18 protein-coding genes are annotated in these 20586 nt (G+C 42.8%); 10 read left to right on the forward strand and 8 right to left on the reverse strand.

The window, feature by feature from the left end; genetic code table 11:
- Positions 1 to 8 precede the first annotated feature (8 nt).
- A complete protein-coding gene (locus H8B21_RS14860) occupies positions 9 to 1586 on the forward strand; it encodes a RagB/SusD family nutrient uptake outer membrane protein (protein WP_190314540.1) in 1578 nt (525 codons plus the stop codon).
- Between the two features lie 55 nt (positions 1587 to 1641).
- Here H8B21_RS14860 and H8B21_RS14865 read toward each other — a convergent pair whose 3' ends face one another.
- The gene (locus H8B21_RS14865; protein ID WP_190314541.1) at positions 1642 to 2499 is read right to left on the reverse strand and encodes an SMP-30/gluconolactonase/LRE family protein; all 858 of its coding nucleotides are present in this window, start codon (positions 2497 to 2499) and stop codon (positions 1642 to 1644) included.
- A gap of 197 nt (positions 2500 to 2696) precedes the next feature.
- On the opposite strand from H8B21_RS14865, the gene H8B21_RS14870 reads away from it, so the two are divergent.
- The 4 genes from H8B21_RS14870 to H8B21_RS14885 are packed head-to-tail and all read left to right on the forward strand — an operon-like array spanning position 2697 to position 6746.
- A complete protein-coding gene (locus H8B21_RS14870; RefSeq protein WP_190314542.1) occupies positions 2697 to 4001 on the forward strand; it encodes a sugar porter family MFS transporter in 1305 nt (434 codons plus the stop codon).
- A 46-nt stretch (positions 4002 to 4047) separates the two neighbouring features.
- Positions 4048 to 4836, forward strand: coding sequence for an SDR family NAD(P)-dependent oxidoreductase (locus H8B21_RS14875; RefSeq protein WP_190314543.1), 789 nt, complete (start codon positions 4048 to 4050; stop codon positions 4834 to 4836).
- A gap of 6 nt (positions 4837 to 4842) precedes the next feature.
- Entirely contained in the window at positions 4843 to 5991 is a 1149-nt protein-coding gene (gene dgoD / locus H8B21_RS14880) for a galactonate dehydratase (protein ID WP_190314544.1), read from the forward strand.
- The gene (locus H8B21_RS14885) at positions 5985 to 6746 is read left to right on the forward strand and encodes an HpcH/HpaI aldolase family protein (RefSeq protein ID WP_190314545.1); all 762 of its coding nucleotides are present in this window, start codon (positions 5985 to 5987) and stop codon (positions 6744 to 6746) included. Before dgoD ends, H8B21_RS14885 begins: the two co-directional genes overlap by 7 nt.
- 240 nt (positions 6747 to 6986) lie before the next feature.
- Here the strand turns inward: H8B21_RS14885 and H8B21_RS14890 are convergent, their stop codons facing one another.
- Positions 6987 to 7976, reverse strand: coding sequence for a cobalamin-independent methionine synthase II family protein (locus H8B21_RS14890; RefSeq protein ID WP_190314546.1), 990 nt, complete (start codon positions 7974 to 7976; stop codon positions 6987 to 6989).
- Positions 7977 to 8020: 44 nt separating this feature from the next.
- Positions 8021 to 9034: an NAD-dependent epimerase/dehydratase family protein gene (locus H8B21_RS14895; protein WP_190314547.1), complete on the reverse strand. Its 1014-nt coding sequence runs from the start codon at positions 9032 to 9034 to the stop codon at positions 8021 to 8023.
- A gap of 213 nt (positions 9035 to 9247) precedes the next feature.
- Here H8B21_RS14895 and H8B21_RS14900 point away from each other — a divergent pair, with 213 nt between their 5' ends.
- Positions 9248 to 9709, forward strand: coding sequence for an Lrp/AsnC family transcriptional regulator (locus H8B21_RS14900; RefSeq protein WP_190314548.1), 462 nt, complete (start codon positions 9248 to 9250; stop codon positions 9707 to 9709).
- A gap of 20 nt (positions 9710 to 9729) precedes the next feature.
- Here H8B21_RS14900 and H8B21_RS14905 read toward each other — a convergent pair whose 3' ends face one another.
- A complete protein-coding gene (locus H8B21_RS14905; protein WP_190314549.1) occupies positions 9730 to 10638 on the reverse strand; it encodes an NAD(P)/FAD-dependent oxidoreductase in 909 nt (302 codons plus the stop codon).
- A 189-nt stretch (positions 10639 to 10827) separates the two neighbouring features.
- Between H8B21_RS14905 and H8B21_RS14910 the strand changes: the two genes are divergently transcribed.
- The gene (locus H8B21_RS14910) at positions 10828 to 12210 is read left to right on the forward strand and encodes a PQQ-dependent sugar dehydrogenase (protein WP_190314550.1); all 1383 of its coding nucleotides are present in this window, start codon (positions 10828 to 10830) and stop codon (positions 12208 to 12210) included.
- A 99-nt stretch (positions 12211 to 12309) separates the two neighbouring features.
- Here H8B21_RS14910 and H8B21_RS14915 read toward each other — a convergent pair whose 3' ends face one another.
- Positions 12310 to 14460, reverse strand: a complete 2151-nt coding sequence (locus tag H8B21_RS14915; RefSeq protein WP_190314551.1) for a catalase — start codon at positions 14458 to 14460, stop codon at positions 12310 to 12312.
- A 341-nt stretch (positions 14461 to 14801) separates the two neighbouring features.
- On the opposite strand from H8B21_RS14915, the gene H8B21_RS14920 reads away from it, so the two are divergent.
- The 3 genes from H8B21_RS14920 to H8B21_RS14930 are packed head-to-tail and all read left to right on the forward strand — an operon-like array spanning position 14802 to position 16608.
- A complete protein-coding gene (locus tag H8B21_RS14920) occupies positions 14802 to 15095 on the forward strand; it encodes a hypothetical protein (protein ID WP_190314552.1) in 294 nt (97 codons plus the stop codon).
- Entirely contained in the window at positions 15095 to 15466 is a 372-nt protein-coding gene (locus H8B21_RS14925; RefSeq protein WP_190314553.1) for a hypothetical protein, read from the forward strand. The genes H8B21_RS14920 and H8B21_RS14925 overlap by 1 nt, the downstream gene beginning before the upstream one ends.
- On the forward strand, positions 15466 to 16608 hold the full coding sequence (locus tag H8B21_RS14930; protein WP_190314554.1) for a glutathionylspermidine synthase family protein: 1143 nt from the start codon (positions 15466 to 15468) through the stop codon (positions 16606 to 16608). Before H8B21_RS14925 ends, H8B21_RS14930 begins: the two co-directional genes overlap by 1 nt.
- A gap of 56 nt (positions 16609 to 16664) precedes the next feature.
- Here the strand turns inward: H8B21_RS14930 and H8B21_RS14935 are convergent, their stop codons facing one another.
- From H8B21_RS14935 to H8B21_RS14945, 3 genes are read right to left on the reverse strand one after another with little or no spacing between them, the layout of a single operon-like run.
- Entirely contained in the window at positions 16665 to 17231 is a 567-nt protein-coding gene (locus H8B21_RS14935) for a hypothetical protein (protein WP_190314555.1), read from the reverse strand.
- 16 nt (positions 17232 to 17247) lie between these two features.
- Entirely contained in the window at positions 17248 to 19407 is a 2160-nt protein-coding gene (locus tag H8B21_RS14940) for an amylo-alpha-1,6-glucosidase (protein WP_190314556.1), read from the reverse strand.
- Positions 19404 to 20519, reverse strand: a complete 1116-nt coding sequence (locus H8B21_RS14945) for a glycosyltransferase family 4 protein (protein WP_190314557.1) — start codon at positions 20517 to 20519, stop codon at positions 19404 to 19406. The genes H8B21_RS14940 and H8B21_RS14945 overlap by 4 nt, the downstream gene beginning before the upstream one ends.
- Between the last annotated feature and the right edge of the window lie 67 nt (positions 20520 to 20586).

The raw sequence follows: 20586 nt of genomic DNA on the forward strand, positions 1-20586 counted from the left end.
ATTACACGATGAAAAAGATATTTATAGCACTTTCCATATACGCAGGCAGCTACCTCTTCACAAGCTGCGAAAAATTTTTGGATAGACCCGCACTGGGACAGGAAAATTTAGACACCTATTTTCAAACGGAAGAAGAGGCGTTAAAACAAATCGCGGGTTGTTACCAAGGTGTTTTTTGGGATGATTGGTGGCAAGTTGCGCAATTTTATCCCGCATCGGATATGGCAACCGACGATATGTGGATGAACAACACTACGCAAAGCCAGAGCAGTTATATACGGACCGCCCATTATCAGAACCCGAGCCAAGACGACTTACTGAAAAACTATTGGCAGTATCGTTACAAGGCTATTTTACGGAGCAATGTTGTACTGGAGCGCTTACCGGAGTCTCCGATTACCAATGAGGAATTGCGCGAACGTATCCTTGCAGAAGCCCGCTTTTTACGCGCTTTTCAGTATTTTGAGCTGGTTAAGAATTTTGGAGGTGTACCCATCATCGAGAGTTTGTCCATGCCTGAAGAGGTACAGGGAGTTACCCGCAATACCCTTGAGGAATGCTATGCATTTATAGAGAAAGAACTGATAGCCGCTGCTGAGGGGCTACCCGAGAGGAGCAAATATCCATCAGCCGATATCGGGCGTGCTACCAAAGGTGCTGCACTGGGTTACTTGGGTAAAGTATATCTGTACCAAAATAAAATGGCCGAGGCTGAAGAGGTTTTGGCGCAGGTAATTTCCTCCGGCGAGTATGATCTGTTGGACAATTTTGATAAGGTATGGACAATCGAGCATAACAACAGTATCGAATCCCTCTTTGAGGTGCAGTATAGCGATGCCGTAGGTTACAATTTAGGTGGCCGTCTTTCGGTAATCACCGGTTCCCGTAATGATAGTGGCTGGTCATGGAGTGGCCCTACCAGCGACCTAGAAAATGCTTTTAAAGCCGCCGGCGATGAAATACGTTTACGCGCTACCATTATCAAGCATGGGGATGATGTATGGAACGATCTGGGTGAGGCAGCAAAAAACTATGTCATTGCGCCCGCAGAGCATAAGTCGGCACGGATCAACCGGAAGTTTTACATTCCTCATGCACAACGTGCCGTTCCGTATGATGGCAACCGGAATAAACTGAACCATCGCTTGCTCCGCTTTGCCGATGTTCTGCTGATGTATGCCGAAGCTGCCAACGCCACTGGTAACGACGGAGAAGCACGCAATGCCCTCAACCGCGTTCGGGAACGTGTCAATTTAAATCCGGTGAGCAGTAGTGGAGAAGCTTTGCGACAGGCCATTCGCGATGAAAGACGGTTAGAGCTCGCACTGGAACACCAACGGCTTTACGACATCCGTCGCTGGAATGACAGCAACGGTAAAAAAGTAATCGCCAATCTCTTCGGTCCCAACGGTTCGTTTGTGCGCTACAATACCGAAATAAGCACCGACACCTTTGAGCGCACCAATCAACGGGAGAATAGCAATAAAGGGACTTCCTTTAACGAAAGCAGGGATTTATTGTTTCCGATCCCGAATTCAGAAATTGTTTTATCCGAAGGCAGCATTGTTCAAAATCCTAATTTTTGAGTCCTTCGGCCAAACATATAAAAAGTAAGGCCTAGCTATAAGCTGGGCCTTATTTTTAACCCGACACGGGCCAATGTACTTTATTTTCGATATGGCCTTCGTCTTCCAGATTGATAGCATATACCCCTGCATCGGTTCTCTCTCCCAGAGAGGCAGTCGTTATAAAAAGCGTGTTCATATCCTTACCACCAAAGGTACACGAAGTGGGATTAGGTACAGGCAGTGGAATCTCGCTAACTAGGGCAGACTTGTTTAAATCATATACGATTATTTTTGCACCACCCCACAGCGCCACGTATAGTTTGTTCGATTTTGATAAAGTCATGCCATCCGGAGATACATCCTTTTCCACTTCAAAAACAACTTTTTCATTTCGAAGCTCACCGTTGCTGTAATCGAAACGGCGAACATTTCCATGTATAGAATCGATGTAATACATTTCCCTATCCGAAAAGGCAATCCCGTTAGAAATGGTCACGTTCTCCAACAGGACGTTTGCTTCGCTTCCATTGACACGGTATAGCGAAGCATCGGGCAGATGTGTTGCCTCAGCACCATTATTTATATTATTCATACTGCCAATCACCCAATTGCCTTCCCTATCCACACTACCGTCATTAAACCTATAGTTCGGTTTCTTTTCAGGCTGTACAACAAAAGTTGTTTCACGGGTGCTTGTATTCAAGGCATGTATCCCGCTTTCTAAAGCGATTAGTACGATATTTGGGTCATCATGCAGTGCTATACAGCTGATAAATTCGTCGAACGGAAACTCCTCGGTGTTTTTTATATGCGGTGAATACCTATACATCCGTTTCGATAAAATATCAACAAAATACAAGCTGCTGATACGTTCGTCCCAGATGGGCCCTTCTCCTAAAAATAATGGGGTTGCAAATACTTCCTGTAACATAACTATTTTATATCGATCTATACAAAACTGCTGTAATTTCTGGTATAAAAGAATGGATTATCGCAAGGAAAAGATGGACTTTTTTGCGAAACTAGGAACACAGTAAAATAATCCATCATTTTACTCGTTTTGTTTATTCTATTTGATTTGTGTTAATGCTACTTTCGTATTGTTATATCACAGTAGTATAGAATCATATGAACCAAAGCAACAGACGAGTCGTTTTTTACAGCCTTATTGCCTCTTTGGGCGGGCTTCTTTTCGGATTTGATATTGCCATCTTCTCGGGGGCTATCCCCTTTATACAGCCTGACCTTGACCTCTCTCCGTCTCAACTCGGATGGGTAGCTAGCAGCCTATATTTAGGTTGCGCGGCGGGCACCATGACCTTTGGGAAAATCGCCGAGCGACTAGGCCGTAAGAAATCGTTATTTATTGTTGCTTTGATATTTGGCATTTCCTCTATTGCGATGGGGCTTTCGAACCACATGAATACGATTGTCATCTGGCGCATTATCGCGGGCTTCAGCGTAGGCGGGGCTTCCATCTTGTCACCGCTCTATATCGCCGAATTAAGCCCGCGGCACATTCGCGGTAAGATGGTATCGATCAATCAATTAGCGATTGTTATCGGCATTCTGATGGCTTATATCACCAATTATTATCTATCTTTTACCTCGTGGAACTGGCGGTTGATGTTTATGAGCGGAGCTTTGCCCGCTACTTTATTCTTAATTTTTTTACCTTTTCTACCCGAAAGCCCGAAATGGCTATTGTTTAATGGGCAACGGGAAAAAGGCGCAAAAATATTGGGATCGCTTCTTACTGAGGACCAGCTGCAAGACGAAATTAACCACATAGACCAACAGAAAGAGCAGGAACAAAAAGGTTTTGCAGTTGCGACAATCTTTAAACAGGGATTTGGCTTTCTGCTACTGGTAGCCATTGTCATTGCCGTATGTCAGCAGTTTTCAGGTGCCAATGCCGTACTATTTTATGCGCCTATCATTTTCGAAAAGGCGGGAATGGATGTGAGCGGCCAACTTTTTCAACAAATCCTGATTGGAAGCATCAATCTTATCGCCACGTTGATTGGTATGCGCTTCGTAGATAAAGTTGGTCGAAAAAGATTGCTACTCATTGGTTCCGGGGGGATGGCGTTGTTATTAGTGCTCATTGGCTTGTCTTTTGGCGGGACATTCATACCAAGCTATTTATTAAGCTTCTGTGTTATCGCCTTCATCGGTGTCTACGCCGCTACGCTAGGGCCCGTTACCTGGGTGGTCATCACCGAAATATTTCCTATGCAAATACGAGAAACAGCTGTAGGGATTGCATCCGCCTTCTTATGGGTGGCATGCTTTAGTCTCACCTACTTATTCCCTGTCATCATCGATACCTTTACGACATTACAGACATTCCTGTTATTTGCCGGAATATGCTTTGCGTATTTTATTTTCATTTTGTCCGCCGTCCGCGAAACAAAAAACAACCGCGTTTAGTAATCGTAGATCTTTCCTTATCATCAAGATTTAATGTAATACATATATGCACACAACAAACGACAAAGTAGTAGTTATCACCGGAGCGGGAAAAGGGATTGGCAGAGGAATAGCGGAATATTTTGCCAAAAAACAATGGATAGTCATCCTGGCCACACGGACGGATCGAGAAGGTCTGCTCGTGCAGGATGCCATCAACAAACAGGGCTATCGGTCCTGTTTTATACAGACCGATGTTTCTGACGAAAAAAGCATTCAGAACATGGTAAACTACGTAATAGAGAAATACGGTAAAATAGACGCTTTAGTGAACAACGCTGGTATTACCAGGTTCAAGCCTTTGTTAGAATGCACCATCGACGATTGGAATGAGCTAATCAATATTGACCTCCGGGGTGTATTCTTATGTTCTAAATATGTTGCCCAAGCCATGGTTACAACAAAGATAGCGGGTTCGATCATTAATATCTCTTCAAACCATGCTTTCCGCACTTTGCCCAATACAGAGATTTATGCTGCGGCCAAAGGTGGCGTCAATGCAATGACCCGAAGCATGGCCATTAGCTTAGGACAATATGGAATCCGGGTAAATGCGATTTGTCCCGGCTTTACAGACACGCCGCACTATCAATCGTGGTTAGCAGAAAAAAATGATGCGCAGACCATTGACGAGGAAATCAAAGCCCTACATGCTGTCGGCGAGATTACAACACCCAAAGATATTGCACAACTGGCATTTTATCTCGCGGGCGATGAAAGCCAGAAAATTACCGGAAGCGAAATCCTGATCGATGGCGGTCTCACCGCTCGATTGTATAACTCTTCAAAGTTTTAGTAAACCATGAAAATCAAAAGTTTCCATTTATATAAGGTTCCTCCACGTTGGTTATTTTTAAAAATAGAGACCGACGAAGGTCTGGTGGGCTGGGGAGAGCCGGTGCTTGAAGGCCGAGCCGATACCGTTGCCACTGCCGTATCGGAGCTCATCGCTATGATCGGAGATCGAGATATTCTGGAAATAGAAGACATCTGGAACTTGATGTATCGCGGCGGATTTTATCGTGGCGGCCCTATCCTCATGAGCGCAATCTCGGGTGTCGATCAAGCCTTATGGGATATCAAAGGAAAATTTTACAACGCTCCTGTTCATCAGCTTTTGGGTGGAAAATCTCGACATCAAATGGAGGTGTATTCCTGGGTCGGTGGCGACCAGCCAGAAATATTGATAGACGAGGTGCAACGCGTGTATGATAAGGGCTTCAGAACCATCAAAATAAATGGTACCGGCAAGCTTCGGTTTCTAGATTCCTACAGCGAAATAGACGCTTTGCTGAATCGTTTGGGAACCTTACGGGAGCATTTCGGCATGCAGTTAAATATCGCGATCGATTTTCACGGGCGGGTACACCTGCCCATGGCAAAAATCCTGCTGAAGGAGCTCGAAGCGTATCGGCCCATCTTCATTGAAGAGCCCCTCCTCTCGCAGAACCTGGAAGGTATTGCTGAATTAAACAAACGTAGCAATATCCCGATTGCACTTGGTGAGCGGCTGTATTCCAGATGGGATTTTAAACCCGTTTTTGAAGGCAGGGTAGCGGATATCATCCAACCAGACCTGTCCCATGCCGGAGGCATAACAGAATGTAAAAAGATTGCAAATATGGCGGAGGTCTACGACATCGCCTTGGCTCCCCACTGCCCCTTAGGGCCTATAGCACTGGCCGCGTGTTTACAACTAGACGCCAACGCCTACAATGCCACGATACAAGAGCAAAGTTTAGGCATCCACTATAACGAAACGAATGATCTGCTGGATTATATCAAAAATCCTGCTGTGTTTGCTTATGAAGGTGGTTTTGTGGACATACCGACCGGTCCGGGGCTGGGCATCGAAGTTAATGAAGAATATGTTAAACAAATGGCAACGGTTGGACACAACTGGCACAATCCAATCTGGCGCCATGATGATAATGCAATTGCAGAATGGTAAATTTAAGTAGATTCGAAGAAAAATTAAATAACGGGGAGGTTGTGATAGGCCCCTTTTCGAAGACCTCAGATGCTTCTATGATCGAGGCAATGGGCTATGCGGGTTTCGATTTTATAATCATCGATTTGGAACATGGCCCCAACAGCATTTTAAATGCGCAGAACCTGGTCAGGGCGGCAGAGATCAGCCATACATTTCCGATTATTCGGGTTCCGGAACTTAACCCATCCCATATAGGCAAAGCTTTGGATATCGGAGCAAAAGGCGTACAGGTACCGCAGATAACCAGTGCAGAAGAGGCTGCCCGTGCGATTTCTTACGCAAAGTTTGGCCCGCAGGGCGAACGTGGTGTTTGCCGCTTTGTGCGTGCTGCCAATTTCTCCGATAAAGACCGCTTCGAATATTTTGAACAGGCCAACAAAAATTATGTTATCCTCCAATTGGAAGGCACCGAAGCCATTCAGAATCTAGAAGAAATCATCCAAGTGCCGGGTATCGATATTGTTTTCATTGGTCCTTATGATCTCTCTCAGTCGCTGGGTGTCCCCGGGCAGGTCACGCATAAGCTTGTTATCGAGAAAATGACAGCGATTATCGATAAGTGTCTGGAAAAAAACATTGTTGTGGGCATTTTTACAGATCAATTGGAAAGCGCACGGTATTGGAAACGTATGGGCGTTAAATATATTTCTTATTCTGTTGATGTTGGCATCATTCAAGAAGCTTCTAAAACAATCATTAAGGCTATCAGTTAAAAAAGTTTCTTCTTTCCTACAGCTTAATACCTTTTAGATGCCTATCAAAATCGATTACCCCGTCTGTTGCTCTTTTGGGAATCAAATGTATATATAGATTACGAGGAATAGCTACCTCGTGAGGGTCAATAACACTGCTGAATACTCCATTGAAATCTCCATGTTTACATATCACAAATTAATTAAAAACCCCTTTAAAAACAAATTTAAAGGGGCTCTAACTCTTAGTCAACTCCGTTGTTATAGAACCTTTGAAGCTTCCACAAGACGTTTCAATTTAGCATGGGTGACATCAATAGGTACATGTCCAAAACCACATTCGCTGGTCAATATCAAGCGGTCGGCTGGAAAGTAATCCAGCGCCGGCTTTATACGCTGACGTATTTCCTCTACAGATTCCAGCTCGTCACTACGTTGGTCTATTACACCGATCGCCAGGTCTCCTTTAAAATCCCACTGATCAAACAACTCAAGCATGTTGTAACTGAGTGTACAATGCTCCAGCAAAAGTTCATCTACGGGGACGGCCTTAAAAGCATCAACTATATCAGTATATTTTGTAAAATAGACCCGTTTTCTTCTAGGATTTCCACCACATACATGCAATCCGATACGCACTTTTTTCGGTAACGACGCGATTAACTCAGCAAGAATTTCAGCTGCCCAAACACTTTCTTCCGGAGATTCCGTCCACATCGGTTCATCAAACTGTACGTGTTCACATCCAAGCGCTATAGCTTCCGCGATTTCATCTCGCAAAACATGGGCCCACGCCCGACATAAAGCCTGCGCATCAGGATACAGATCTTCGCGCTCGTTTACGCTGAATCGATATAACACATGAGGACCTGTCACCGTCAGTTTCACCTCTACATCGGCTGGAGCTGCGTCACGGGCGATTTTCCAATTGCGCGCAATATCAAAACGCGGATTCTTAAGTTCACCGATTACTCTAGGACATTCAATTCCAAAACCAGCCGTACCGAAAGAAACCTTAGGCATATCTTCAAAAGTAATACCGTCGATACGCTTTTGATAGAAATAGTACATATTCTCACGGTATCCTTCGCCATCGGTAATCGTATCCAATCCCAACTCAGCCTGATCTTTTGCCGCCCATTTGATGTAATCATCCACTTCTTCCTGGGTCATTACAGGCCGCTTCATTGTATCTTCCAACTTTTCCGGACGCGGGTAACTCCCCACCACTGTATTACGAAATCCTACCATATATTTGCTTAGTATTTTAAAATATCTATAAAGATAGAACTTTTCTAGTAAACGGTTTGTAACTGCCTGTTTCGAGCTTCCTCGATCTGCGCCCGCACCCCATTGGCCAGCGACCTCGGCGTAAATCCAATTTCCTCTTCTAAACGGGCGCCGTCACAACGATCCACCAGGGATGTCCGTTGCACGCTCTCGTTGAACTCATACCGAGCATCTGGCACGATGCTCGCGACAGTCTGCATTAACTCCTCTGCCGTCACCGAATGTCCTCCATTGTTGTACGCGAAGTACTTAAGCTCCGGTTTCAATGTCAGCCGAACAAATTGCTCCGCGACGTCGTCGACATAAATCCAGCAATCACGCGCATGCTTAGAGAAGGGCAGTTTGACCTCCTTTCCTAATGCCGGATTGGTAGCAAACTCACAAGCCCAGAGAACCGATCCACGCATACGCCCATCTCCGTAGACAACCGGAGGACGCATAGAGGCAATACTTGCCCCTTTCGTTTGGATATATTTCTTCGCCGTAAATTCATTTAACATTTTCATAACACCGTAGGTATAGAAATGATCGTCGAGCGAACAAAAGTCATCCTCCTTAATAGCGTAATCTTCATCGCCGTAGGCGCTATGGTTTGCCCCATAGATTGTTTCACTACTGGCGAACACCAAACGAGCCAGTTTATGATCCACCACCATATCAAACATATTGACCATACCGAGAATATTGACAGATGCGCCCCGATAATGATCCGCTTCCACTTCGGCACTCATGAGATACGCTAAATGGATAACGTGGGTAATATCCGGATAAGTCAAAAAAACGTTGTTTACTGCGCCTCTATCGGATACATCCAGTTCAATAAATGTGGTCTTACCAATCTGCTCCTCCAATTCGGCAAGCTTGGTCTCGTCGTTTTTATATTTTAACAAAGCAATCTGCTTCGTCCATTCTATATTCAGGTTCAGGTCTGCAACGACTACCGGAATTTTACGTTCCCACAGGTTGACTACAACACGTGCTCCAATAAATCCCGTACCTCCGGTAACTAAAAATTTCATAAATAATACTGTGTTTTTTCGTTGAACAGTTTTGCAGATGTGAGCATCCCAATCTCCTCGCATCTACTTATGCACTGCACAAAGTTAGTTTCTGTTTATTAATAACCACAATTTTTTACATAATTAGATATTTTAACCATATAATATATATTTTTAGCATAATTAGCTTTTTGTTTAGTAGATTTGTCCCACTCGAAAGTGTTTTATGCTATTATGGAAGAACTCGACAAGACGGACCTGTTGTTATTGAAAATATTGGCGGACAATTCCAACCACACTATTAAAGAATTGGCCAAACGGGTGAATCTCTCGCCTACTCCAGTGCTGCAACGAGTTAGGAGGTTAGAGAATAATGGATATATCAAAAAATATATCGCGTTACTCAATCCTGAGAAATTTAGCCAAGGATTTATCGTTTTCTGTAACATTAAACTGAAGCGACACGACCGTCAGGTGGGTCATCGGCTAGTAACAGAGATCCTAAAGATCGATGAAGTGGTAGAGTGCTATAATGTCTCCGGCGATTATGATTTTATTTTAAAAGTGTTTGCAAAGGATATGAAGCATTACCAAGAGTTTGTATTCAACAAACTAGGCACACTCGAAAGCATCGGCAGTACACACAGTACGTTTGTCATGGCCGAAATAAAAAACTCCCACAATATAAATCTGTAGAGCGTCCTGGACCCATACGGTCAGAAACGCTCGTCCACAAGCTCTTTATTGACGAGCGCTCCGGTAGCATTTCCAGAAGCCACAGCATTTGCTACCGAGCGCATCATTTCGACATTGTCGCCACAAGCAAAAACACCTGCTACAGTGGTCTCTTGCAGCGTATTGACACGGATATAACCGTATTCCGTCAAAGCACAGCCCAACACTACAGGAATATCTGAATGCTGTTCGAAAGGTAAAGCAGCATATACCGCTTTAAATGTCTCACGGCTACCATCTGCGAAAACCACCTCTTCAACACGACCATCTTGATGTACGATCTCGACAACCCCTTTCTCCGTAATCGCGATATCATTCGCTTTCAATTTCTCCGCAGCAGGAAAATCAAGCTCAACTCTACCATTCGTGAGAAGCGTAAGATCATCCGTCAAGTTGTTTATCAAAGACGCTAGATGATAAGCTTTCGCTCCATTGGCAAGAATGGCCGTTTTCGCATTACGAAATTCATAACCATGACAATATGGACAGTGAATCACGGTTATTCCCCAACATTCCGAAAAACCCGGAATATCGGGCATAATATCTTTTATACCAGTGGCAAATATGAGTTTTTGCCCACTGAAGGTCTCACCAGTCTGGGTAGTCACCGTAAATCCTTGGTCTGTTTTCGAAGCCCCAACGGCAAGACCATGATGAAACTTTATAGTGTCGTATTTCATGAGTTGCCTTCTGGCTTCTGCAGCGATCTGACCGGGCGTATGCCCATCATGCGTAAGGAAGTTCTGCGAATGCGGAGTTTGCAAATTGCAAGGCTGTCCGCTGTCGATAACTAATACAGAGCGTAAAGAACGGCCTAAGGACATAGCCGCTGACAGGCCGGCGTAACTACCACCGATAATGATAACTTCGAAGTTTACACATTTCTCCATAACATATACATCATTCCACTACCAATAGATCTGCCATATGAACAATTTAAAGTCAGTACTGTTTTTTGGCATCCCAAAATGTGAATCCTTTATACCTATTTATGACAAAGTCAAGAGAAACTGCCGTTTTATGGGAACCATCCCTTTAAAAAATTGTTACTAAAATAATAAGCAAACAGACAATAACATATGAAACAGAAGATTGTATCTCGGACAAGACATTTAGCAATACTATTACCAGCCATAGTCCTTCTAATTTCCTGCGGCCAGTCAGGCAATAAAACCTCGAACGAAACCGATACATTAATCCGTGACGACGATACCAGCGCTATTACCAACGAATATGGTGTCGATGTCAAATTAAAAGCGCCTTTCGATACACCACCACAGAACAAATTTGCAAAAGTAATTGGCTGGAACGGCGAAAGTACGCCAACTGCACCATTAGGATATCAGGTAATCGCATTCGCTCGCGACCTTAATAGCCCGCGCAACATTTATGTAGCGGAAAACGGGGATGTTTTTGTGGCCCAGTCGCGAACAGAAAAGGAAAGAGAAGATCCTGAGAAAGAGAACTCCCGCAATCTTTTTCGCGATAAAAGTCCTAACGAGATACTGCGCTTCCGGGATAAAGATAATGATGGTATAGCTGACAAGAAAGACATTATTTTAACGAACCTATCACAACCTTATGGCATGTTGATAATCGGTAATTTTTTCTATGTAGCAAACACCGATGCGTTAGTGCGGTTCCCATATGATCCTTCTACAGGAAAAGTAACAAGCAAACCTGAAAAGGTTCTCTCGCTACCCGCAGGAGGGTATAATAACCACTGGACGCGCAACCTCACTACAAACGAAGATAAATCCAAGATATATATATCTGTTGGGTCAGGCAGCAACGTCGGTGAAAACGGCATGGACAAGGAAGCTGGCAGAGCGCTGATCCTCGAGATCAATCCTGATGGATCCGGTAGGCAGATATATGCTGCGGGCCTACGGAACCCGGTAGGCATGGATTGGGAACCCACCACAAAGCAATTGTGGACTGCCGTAAATGAACGGGACGAGTTGGGCGACGAAATTGTGCCCGATTATATTACCGCAGTACAATTCGGTGGCTGGTATGGTTGGCCATATACCTACTGGGGCAAGCATATCGACCCCCGATGGAATCCCCAACACGACCAACATCTGGGAACCGCACCTGATTCGTTGACCACCAAATCGCTTACGCCAGATTACGCGCTTGGTTCGCATACTGCGTCATTAGGCTTAGCATTTAGCAAGACGTCGGCCTTCCAACAAGGTGCATACATTGGCCAACATGGATCTTGGAATCGCTCGAGCTTGGTTGGGTACAAAGTGGTGTTCGTTCCATTTGAACAAGGCAAACCTACAGGGGAACCCGAAGACTTCTTGACAGGTTTTATCGCTAACAAAGAAAAAGCTGAGGTCTACGGTCGTCCGGTAGCGGTGGTGTTCACACCACACTATATGCTCGTTTCCGACGACGCCGCCAATGTCATCTGGGCGGTATTGCCTGAAAAAGACAAAACAGCTACCCAGTAGATTCCGACACGTGAGGAATGGGAACAGGTGTAAAATTATAATTAGTAAACATAGTTGGCCAGCGTAATGCTCGCCAACTATTCGATATAACCCCGTTGTTTAGACGGCTATATGTGTGGTATGTGGCTCTCGCAACCAGTTTCGGTGTTTAGCCAGTGCGCTGGCAAACTGTTCTGGCGTTCCGTTCAATAAAATGGCTTCATCATTGACAAAGTCCTTTGCAGCCGAAAGTTGAAACAGTTCTTCAGCGTCCCCGTCAAAGGCAATTGTCTTACAATGCTTTAACGTTTCATTTATAAATTTAAACACCTTTCCCTCTTGTTTAAGCACTTGTATACTCTTGGCACCTCCAGGGATATACAATGCATCAAAAAGTACGCTTTCCGTTGTCATCAATGCATGGTCCACTTTGTGCTCTCTGTTATCTTCGCTAGATACAGTACCACCATGTGGTGCTATAAGTAGAAAATTCGCATGTTTTAGCTCTTCGAGATACGTTCTCATCTTTTGTAACGCAGCCGAATCAAACCCTTTCGCCACCAATACGGCAATTTTTCTGCTCTCTATAGTGGCGGCCGGCAACCGTTCTTGGCTGAGGGCCTCTGACTTTTCCAAATAATGTTTAACCGCAGGAGGTTCATGTTTGTGCGGATCCGCATCGGCACCAATGTTTTGATTTATAGGTTCTTCTATACCGGTCGGTATTTGCATTCCCAGCTTGTCTGCCACAGCCGTGGCTAACCGATTATCTATCTGTGACAAAAGCCACAACATGCGTTGTTTAATCGGATCTAACATACATTTCCCCAATTCAAATGCGTAAGCATTAATCAAATGAGTCTGTTCCCACGTTGTTAAACTCCTAAAAAACAAAGCCGGTTGCGAAAAATGATCATTAAAGCTGGGACTCCTGTCCCTAATCTTTTTGCCGTCTATCCGCTCCTCAAAGGATGTAAACCCGCCCTCTGCCATCTTCGCTAAATGCGGGCATCCCCCACCTATTGTATTAGGGAAATACGCCGCTTTACCTTTGTTTATCGTCATGCGCATTTGCGCGTCGCGATGGTTATTGTGCACTTCGTTGACCGCACGGTTGATGGGTATTTCCCGAAAGTTAGGTCCCCCCAAACGAGAAAGCTGCGTGTCCGTATAAGAAAAAAGTCGTCCTTGTAATAATGGATCATTCGTAAAATCGATACCCGGCACAATGTGTCCGGGATGGAAAGCCACCTGCTCGGTTTCTGCAAAGAAATTGTCTGGGTTGTGATTCAATGTCATCTTCCCGATAATTTTTACAGGCACAAGTTCTTCGGGAACAAACTTGGTTGCATCCAGCAGGTCGAACTCATACTTATGTTCATCTTCTTCCGGAATGATCTGTAAACCAAGCTCCCATTCAGGAAAATGTCCAGCTTCTATAGCCTCCCACAAATCGCGCCGATGAAAATCAGGGTCTGCGCCGTTTATTTTTACTGCCTCATCCCAGGTAACGGAATGAATACCTAATTTTGGTTTCCAATGAAACTTGACAAAATGTGATTCTCCCTGCGCGTTGACCAGTCTAAAGGTATGAATGCCAAAACCTTCCATCATCCGGTAGCTCCTCGGAATACCCCTATCACTCATTGCCCACATATGATTATGCAACGATTCGGTGGCCAGCGAAATAAAGTCATAGAACGTGTCGTGTGCAGACGCTGCTTGCGGAATCTCCCAGTCAGGTTCAGGTTTCACCGAATGTATAATATCCGGAAACTTCATCGCGTCTTGGATAAAAAATACAGGCGTATTATTTCCGACAAGATCAAATATACCTTCCTGCGTGTAAAACTTAACGGCAAATCCCCGAATATCCCGTGCCAGATCCCCGGAACCTTTGCTTCCAGCTACAGTAGAAAACCTGACAAAAACTGGAGTTCGATGCTCGGTATCCGTAAAAATTCGAGCACGAGTATATTTACTCATATCTTCATATAGTTCGAAGTAGCCATGAGCACCGGAACCGCGGGCATGTACAATCCGCTCCGGGATACGTTCGTGGTCAAAATGGGTAATTTTCTCACGAAGGATAAAATCTTCTAATAAAGAAGCGCCTCGTTCGCCAGCCTTCAATGAGTTCGCATCGTCGTTTATTTTTACACCTTGATCTGTTGTCATCGGTTTCCCCTCACTCGAGACTTTATTCTTCTGCAGATCATTCATTTTAGAATGAAAGGGGCATCCAGAAGTTTCCTGTTCATTTTTTTTCATGGCAATTTAGTTTTTATCTTTCTATTTCTATGAGTTGTTTACATAAAGAAGAACATATGGTTCACGCGAAAGTTTTTCTAAAATAAATTTCCTGAGAGACCGAAATACAAATTTGTACTATAACGAATTGTACACTATCGGCTGGTACTTTGCAGAGACCTTTTATCGCCGCGAAAAAAGTGCGCACATGGAGAATATTTACAATGTTCGGTGCGGGAATCTACGGTATTTTAGCTAAATTTGTGAAGTAAATCAGTATATGAAACCGAGATGTGAAAATCATTGGCACAAGGCAATAATCGTTTGTCTGAGCTCTCGTTAGTTATAAGAAAAAACAATAGATGAAATATTTATTATCGGTACTTTGCTTTATCAGCATCACGTCTTGTCATAACAGACAAAACGAACAAGCATTGGAGCAATTGGATAAAAAATCGGCACGGGAGGTCACTTTGAAAACGGTGACTCAAGGAGACTCGGTACTTCATATCACCTCACAGCGTATCTGGTTCAATGGCGAACAAATTACTGCTGCAAGTGATACCATCATAACGCCCTTGGCACCGGGAACTTGGAATACAATGGATTCATCAGCCACATTGAGCAAAGTGCCGATCTATGTAACTGTACAATAATGAGAAAAACAGCAACAAAAAGTATCAAATTAGTTTTGATCACTTCTGTATTAGCTTCTTGCGCACAGCCCAAAGATCAACAACATGTTGAAGGCAAGCAGCGTATATTTATGCGTGCAGACACGACGGCAGCCTATACAGAAGTTACCGATAGCTATTCACAAGGACATTCTGGAGGTGGGATGGGCTCTGCCCTACTCTGGTTTATGGCTTTTAGACATTTAGGAGGCGGCTTCGGATATGCAAATAACAATTTACATCCACAATCGATAGCCGGTACCAATGCCGCAAAGGCGGCCGCTTATCAGGCTCAGCGTGGCGGTTTTGGCCGTAGTGCAACTTCTAGCACTCGTTCTTCTTACGGTTCCTGATGCAAATTAAAAAATTGCGTATCGATCCGCAATGGCAGTCTCGTTTGGCATCTATCGGATATGGTTACCATACACTGGATGACATACCATACTGGATCGACGACTATTATTATGAGATCCGTAATCGAGATGCCGATCTGATCTATAAAGCGACCAACGAACTGTGGCAAATGTGCCTGGATGCCGTTGAGTATATCATTAAGAACAAGAGGTATCAGCATTTTCATATACCGCCTTTTATGATCCCTCATATTGAGCGCACCTGGGAGAATGATGAGCCTTCCATATATGGACGCTTCGATTTTGCATATGATGTCTTACATGGCGAGTTAAAGATGCTTGAGTTCAATGCGGACACACCAACTTCTCTTTTCGAGACCGGTATTGTACAATGGTATTGGAAGAACCATTACTTTCCCGAACTTACAGACCAGTTCAATGGTATACACGAACAGTTGATACAAAGTTGGGCCGAATTAAAGCCCTATCTTAAGGGAAATATTTTACATTTTTCCTGTGCCAAAGAGACCTTAGAGGATCTAACGAACGTTGAATATCTGCGGGATACCGCGCTTCAGGCAGGTATAGAAACAAAACTTATTTATATCGATGATATCGGCTGGACTGGCAATAGTTTTGTAGATCTCGAGGGTGAACCCATTCTATCTATTTTCAAATTATATCCTTGGGAATGGATGACGCGTGAAGAGTTCGCTGTGCATATTATAAACGATCCGAACCAAGCACAATGGATAGAACCTTCATGGAAGATGTTGCTATCTAACAAAGCGATACTTCCTATTCTCTGGGAATTATTCCCTAATCATCCCCACCTCTTAGCTGCTTATTTTATGGAACCGGCTCACTTGAAACATTTTGTTAAAAAACCTATTCTATCGCGTGAAGGTGCTAATATAGAGATGTATTACGACAAACAGATGATATACCATACCGAAGGCGAATACGGGGAAGAAGGCTACATCTATCAAGAGTTGGCTAATTTACACCATGAAGATACGGGCTTTTCGATTATCGGCAGCTGGATTATCGGTCAAGAGGCTTGTGGTATATCTTTCAGAGAGTCTGATATGCCAATTACAACAGATAAAAGCCGTTTTATACCGCATATAATCCGACATTAAGGTTACCACGTTAAGAAAATCCAATGTAATCTGCTAACCTATGCCAAGCAATAGCGTTAAAAATAGATATCTATATAGTCAGTAACACTCCCACCTTCACAATTTTGCATATCCTGCATCCTCCAGTATCTCCGATTTTTTGTTGATTTAAATATTTGTTTTCCCTTTTTCACACAGGGTTGACCTTGATTTAAATGTGTAATCTGATGCTCGACGATTCCATCAAAAATCAACTCATTCTCCGATATAGGTTCCAGTGTACCCTTTAGCTTTAAATAGTCACTATTTGCCGAGCTTTGTTGCTCTCCTTCAATATTGTAAACATTATCACCAAGATATTTGATCTCCGCTTCCCCCATCTCTTCCCAGCTTATCCATTGTAAACTTAGATTGTGGACTCCTTCACGGATCGTAAATTTAGGAGGCGTATCAACCGTCGCTTGATTTAAAGAAGTGTCTGAATCTTGAACACTTATTATTGTATCGTATTGCGATAAGGTATCAAGTACCTCCGACGTACTATCCGCTATTGTTTCGCCCATACGCTTGTCTTTAGTCTGTTGCTGACAACTGACCAATCCCATACTGATAATACCAATTATAAAACAATTTATCTGTATCATCCTTTTTCGTTTGTGTTTAGTTTATAACAATTTCCCAGTCATCCGGTTTATAGAGAATATTAAAACTAACATCACCATATTTCGAACGGTTAATGATTATGCTACATTTTTCGTTTTCTAATTTTAAATCGGAGAGACGGATTTCATTAAGATAATCTGGAAGTGTAATTCGATCGAAAGTAATTGTTTTATTTACAGCGTTTATGTCGATCCGTAAACAAGACTGTAACAGCATAAAAACGGTCCCAACTGCCCAAGCTTGTGGTGAGCAGGCAACAGGGTACGCTGTTGGCCCTATACCTTGTCTTTTTTCAAAACCACAATATAGTTCAGGTACCCTTTGCAACTCTATAAATAAGGAGGCATCAAATATAGCTTCCATAATTTTTAAAACATGCTTTTGTAAGCCATACGTTGATAGTCCATAAGCGATCAATGCATTATCGTGAGGCCAGACGGAGCCATTATGATAGGACATCGGATTATATCTTCCAGATGATGACGATAGCGTTCTGACACCCCATCCGCTGAACATATCGGAATCAAGTAGGGTGTCCGCGAGTATAAGAGCTTTGTCTTTGTCTGCAATTCCGGTGAATAAACAGTGCCCCGCATTAGAAGACTTTACTCTGCAAGGTTTTTTATGGCCATCGAGCGCCAAAACGAAAGTGGATAATTCCTCATCCCAAAAACGTTCATTAAAGCTCTTTTTTAATACAGCAGCTTCATCGAATAGTTTCGAAGACAAATTTTGATTACCAAGTTCTAAAGCCAGTTTTCCTGCATGACGTTTTGCACCGTAGACATAACTTTGAACCTCACATAGTGCAATAGGTGGATCAGCAAGCTGATTGTTTTCATGGATGATGGAGTCAAAGGAATCTTTCCAGCCTTGATTCGTCAAACCATTTTTAGACTTATGTATATATTCTACGAATCCGTCACCATCAATATCCCCATATTTATTAATCCAATCGATTGCGGCGATAATATTTGGCCAGATTTGTTTAATCAGATTCAAATCGCCTGTACGATCATAATACATCCCCGCTAGCATAATAAATAATGGCGTGGCATCTATTGTTCCATAATATTGCTTAAAAGGAATTTCGCCCGTATTTGCCATTTCTCCATTACGTGCTTCATGGAGTATTTTCCCAGGTTCGGCATCTTTCTCTGGAATGAGATCAACAGCTTGGTTCGCTGCTAAAAATAATAATACTCCTTTTGTAATTTCTGGATTAATCCATAAGATTTCCATCGCAGCAATTATCCCATCCCTTCCAAAAGGCGTGTTATACCAAGGAACACCTGCATAAGGATATCTTCCATAATTGGTTTGAGAAAGTAAGGATATAAAATCCTTCTCCGAGCGATATAACCAGTGGTTAAATTGCGTATTAGAGGTTTTAATATCAGCAAATAGGGTTTTGCTTTGGTTTAACTCAAACCGATTTAGTTTGCTGGCCTCAGCATAAGAAATAGTGTCTTTTTTCTCTTTCCCTGTCAAGAAATGAATACAATATTGAATTGTTACTACTTTTTTAGGAATTAAATTAATGAAAAAGACAGCTCGATTTTTTTCTAATGTATATTCGGCATCAGACTGAAAATAAACTTCAAAAGAACGTTCGATACCATCCATTCCTAAATAGGTGGTTTCAAAATATTCGTCGTGATCAATAGGATACACGTTGTTTACCTCTATTTTTCTTTTTATTCCCCTGATTTCAAAAATATCTCTAAAATCTCCATCAAAATCTAGACTTAAATTGAATGAACAGCGTTGGGGTTCATATTGTAATACTTTAATTTCTTCGTAAAAGGCACCCTCCCTTACAAATTGGTGCCGCTCAATATGGACAGAATTTTCTTGAATATTACATTTTTTTAATACAGGATTTGTAAGGTCTGCTGAATAAATGGAGTTTCCCTCTTTGATGGAACCGCTTAACAAAAGTGGTTTTTCGTCATTAACATTTAATATTAACGTATTGATAAAGCGGGTTCCTTCGTGATAAATCCCCTGCACCATTTTTCCATGAGGATGGATATTCCCTGATCGGTCAAAAACTGCAAACGTATTTGAATAATTTAATACCATATTGACCTCGTCTGAATTAACGGCATCAGATGAGATGTGATATTCTTCTTCTTGTGCAATTTCTTCTTTCATGCTGGTTTATTTAATATGGGTATAGTACTTCGAGGAACGTTTTTTAACGTATTGTTAAGTAGGAAATGGTATACGTCAACATAGTTTTCGGCCATACGTGCAGCCGTAAAACGTTGTTCAAAAACGCCGCGTATTTTTTTTCGTGACAAATATGCCAACCGACTTACCGCATCAACGGCCTCTTTAACCGAGTTTACAACAAAACCGGTAACGTTGTTTTCCATGATTTCAGGTACAGATCCGTTGTGAAATGCGATCACGGGTGTACCACAGGCCATCGCCTCGATCATCACTAATCCGAAAGGTTCTGGCCAATTAATAGGGAATAACAATCCCTTTGCTTTCCCCAGAAATTCTGTTTTCTGTTGTTCGTTTATTTCTCCAATATATTCTATTAAAGGATGATCTAGCAGAGATTTTACGTATTTCTCATAGTATGTAGAATCTGTCTTGTCAATTTTTGCAGCAATCTTTAGCTTTGTATTGGTTGCCAGTGCAATTTCGACAGCTCTTTCAATACCTTTCTCAGGTGAAATCCGCCCTAAAAAAGCTAAGTAGTCACCCTTCCCATCCCCCTGTTGATGAAGATTTTCTGGAAGCCCATGATATACGGTTTTAACGAAGTTCCCTTGCGGAATCGGTAAGCGCTGATTTTCAGAAATGGATATTAAGTTTTGATAAGGGAACGTATGATAAATATCCTGTAATTCGGGAATGTCCAACCGACCGTGCAAAGTTGTAACAGATGGTATTTCTAACATATTGCTGAACGGAAAGTGAAGATAGTCGGTATGAAAATGTAAAATATCAAATTCATGTACCTGGGTACTCAACTTTTGCATTTGAATAATATGATAGGTTAACGGATCAATACAATTTTGTTTTAGCCGTAAGCCCTCGTCAACGCAAGCAATCAGTTTAGCTTCTGTAATAGAATCGCCCGAAGCGAATAAGGTTACATCGTGCCCCTGTCTAACTAATTCTTCTGTCAAATAATGTACAATTCTCTCTGTTCCGCCATATAACTTTGGAGGCAGCGATTCATACAACGGTGCAATTTGCGCAATTCGTAGAAATCTTTTTTTTGCCGTGTCATTTCTATATTTCTCCATCACGATGGGTATCCTTTCTTATAGATAACCTAGCAAAACACAAATAGTTCAATGAACTTATGACTTC

The sequence above is a fragment of the Sphingobacterium chuzhouense genome, from assembly GCF_014692525.1.
Taxonomy (GTDB): domain Bacteria; phylum Bacteroidota; class Bacteroidia; order Sphingobacteriales; family Sphingobacteriaceae; genus Sphingobacterium; species Sphingobacterium chuzhouense.

What these genes read in the sequence shown, in the direction of transcription:
- H8B21_RS14920 (WP_190314552.1), top strand. Translation starts at nt 14,802, where the DNA reads ATGAAATATTTATTATCGGTACTTTGCTTTATCAGCATCACGTCTTGT.
- H8B21_RS14935 (WP_190314555.1), bottom strand. Translation starts at nt 17,231, where the DNA reads ATGATACAGATAAATTGTTTTATAATTGGTATTATCAGTATGGGATTG.
- H8B21_RS14905 (WP_190314549.1), bottom strand. Translation starts at nt 10,638, where the DNA reads ATGGAGAAATGTGTAAACTTCGAAGTTATCATTATCGGTGGTAGTTAC.
- H8B21_RS14890 (WP_190314546.1), bottom strand. Translation starts at nt 7,976, where the DNA reads ATGGTAGGATTTCGTAATACAGTGGTGGGGAGTTACCCGCGTCCGGAA.
- H8B21_RS14915 (WP_190314551.1), bottom strand. Translation starts at nt 14,460, where the DNA reads ATGAAAAAAAATGAACAGGAAACTTCTGGATGCCCCTTTCATTCTAAA.
- H8B21_RS14885 (WP_190314545.1), top strand. Translation starts at nt 5,985, where the DNA reads ATGGTAAATTTAAGTAGATTCGAAGAAAAATTAAATAACGGGGAGGTT.
- H8B21_RS14900 (WP_190314548.1), top strand. Translation starts at nt 9,248, where the DNA reads ATGGAAGAACTCGACAAGACGGACCTGTTGTTATTGAAAATATTGGCG.
- H8B21_RS14895 (WP_190314547.1), bottom strand. Translation starts at nt 9,034, where the DNA reads ATGAAATTTTTAGTTACCGGAGGTACGGGATTTATTGGAGCACGTGTT.
- H8B21_RS14860 (WP_190314540.1), top strand. Translation starts at nt 9, where the DNA reads ATGAAAAAGATATTTATAGCACTTTCCATATACGCAGGCAGCTACCTC.
- H8B21_RS14945 (WP_190314557.1), bottom strand. Translation starts at nt 20,519, where the DNA reads ATGGAGAAATATAGAAATGACACGGCAAAAAAAAGATTTCTACGAATT.
- dgoD (WP_190314544.1), top strand. Translation starts at nt 4,843, where the DNA reads ATGAAAATCAAAAGTTTCCATTTATATAAGGTTCCTCCACGTTGGTTA.
- H8B21_RS14925 (WP_190314553.1), top strand. Translation starts at nt 15,095, where the DNA reads ATGAGAAAAACAGCAACAAAAAGTATCAAATTAGTTTTGATCACTTCT.
- H8B21_RS14910 (WP_190314550.1), top strand. Translation starts at nt 10,828, where the DNA reads ATGAAACAGAAGATTGTATCTCGGACAAGACATTTAGCAATACTATTA.
- H8B21_RS14865 (WP_190314541.1), bottom strand. Translation starts at nt 2,499, where the DNA reads ATGTTACAGGAAGTATTTGCAACCCCATTATTTTTAGGAGAAGGGCCC.
- H8B21_RS14940 (WP_190314556.1), bottom strand. Translation starts at nt 19,407, where the DNA reads ATGAAAGAAGAAATTGCACAAGAAGAAGAATATCACATCTCATCTGAT.
- H8B21_RS14875 (WP_190314543.1), top strand. Translation starts at nt 4,048, where the DNA reads ATGCACACAACAAACGACAAAGTAGTAGTTATCACCGGAGCGGGAAAA.
- H8B21_RS14930 (WP_190314554.1), top strand. Translation starts at nt 15,466, where the DNA reads ATGCAAATTAAAAAATTGCGTATCGATCCGCAATGGCAGTCTCGTTTG.
- H8B21_RS14870 (WP_190314542.1), top strand. Translation starts at nt 2,697, where the DNA reads ATGAACCAAAGCAACAGACGAGTCGTTTTTTACAGCCTTATTGCCTCT.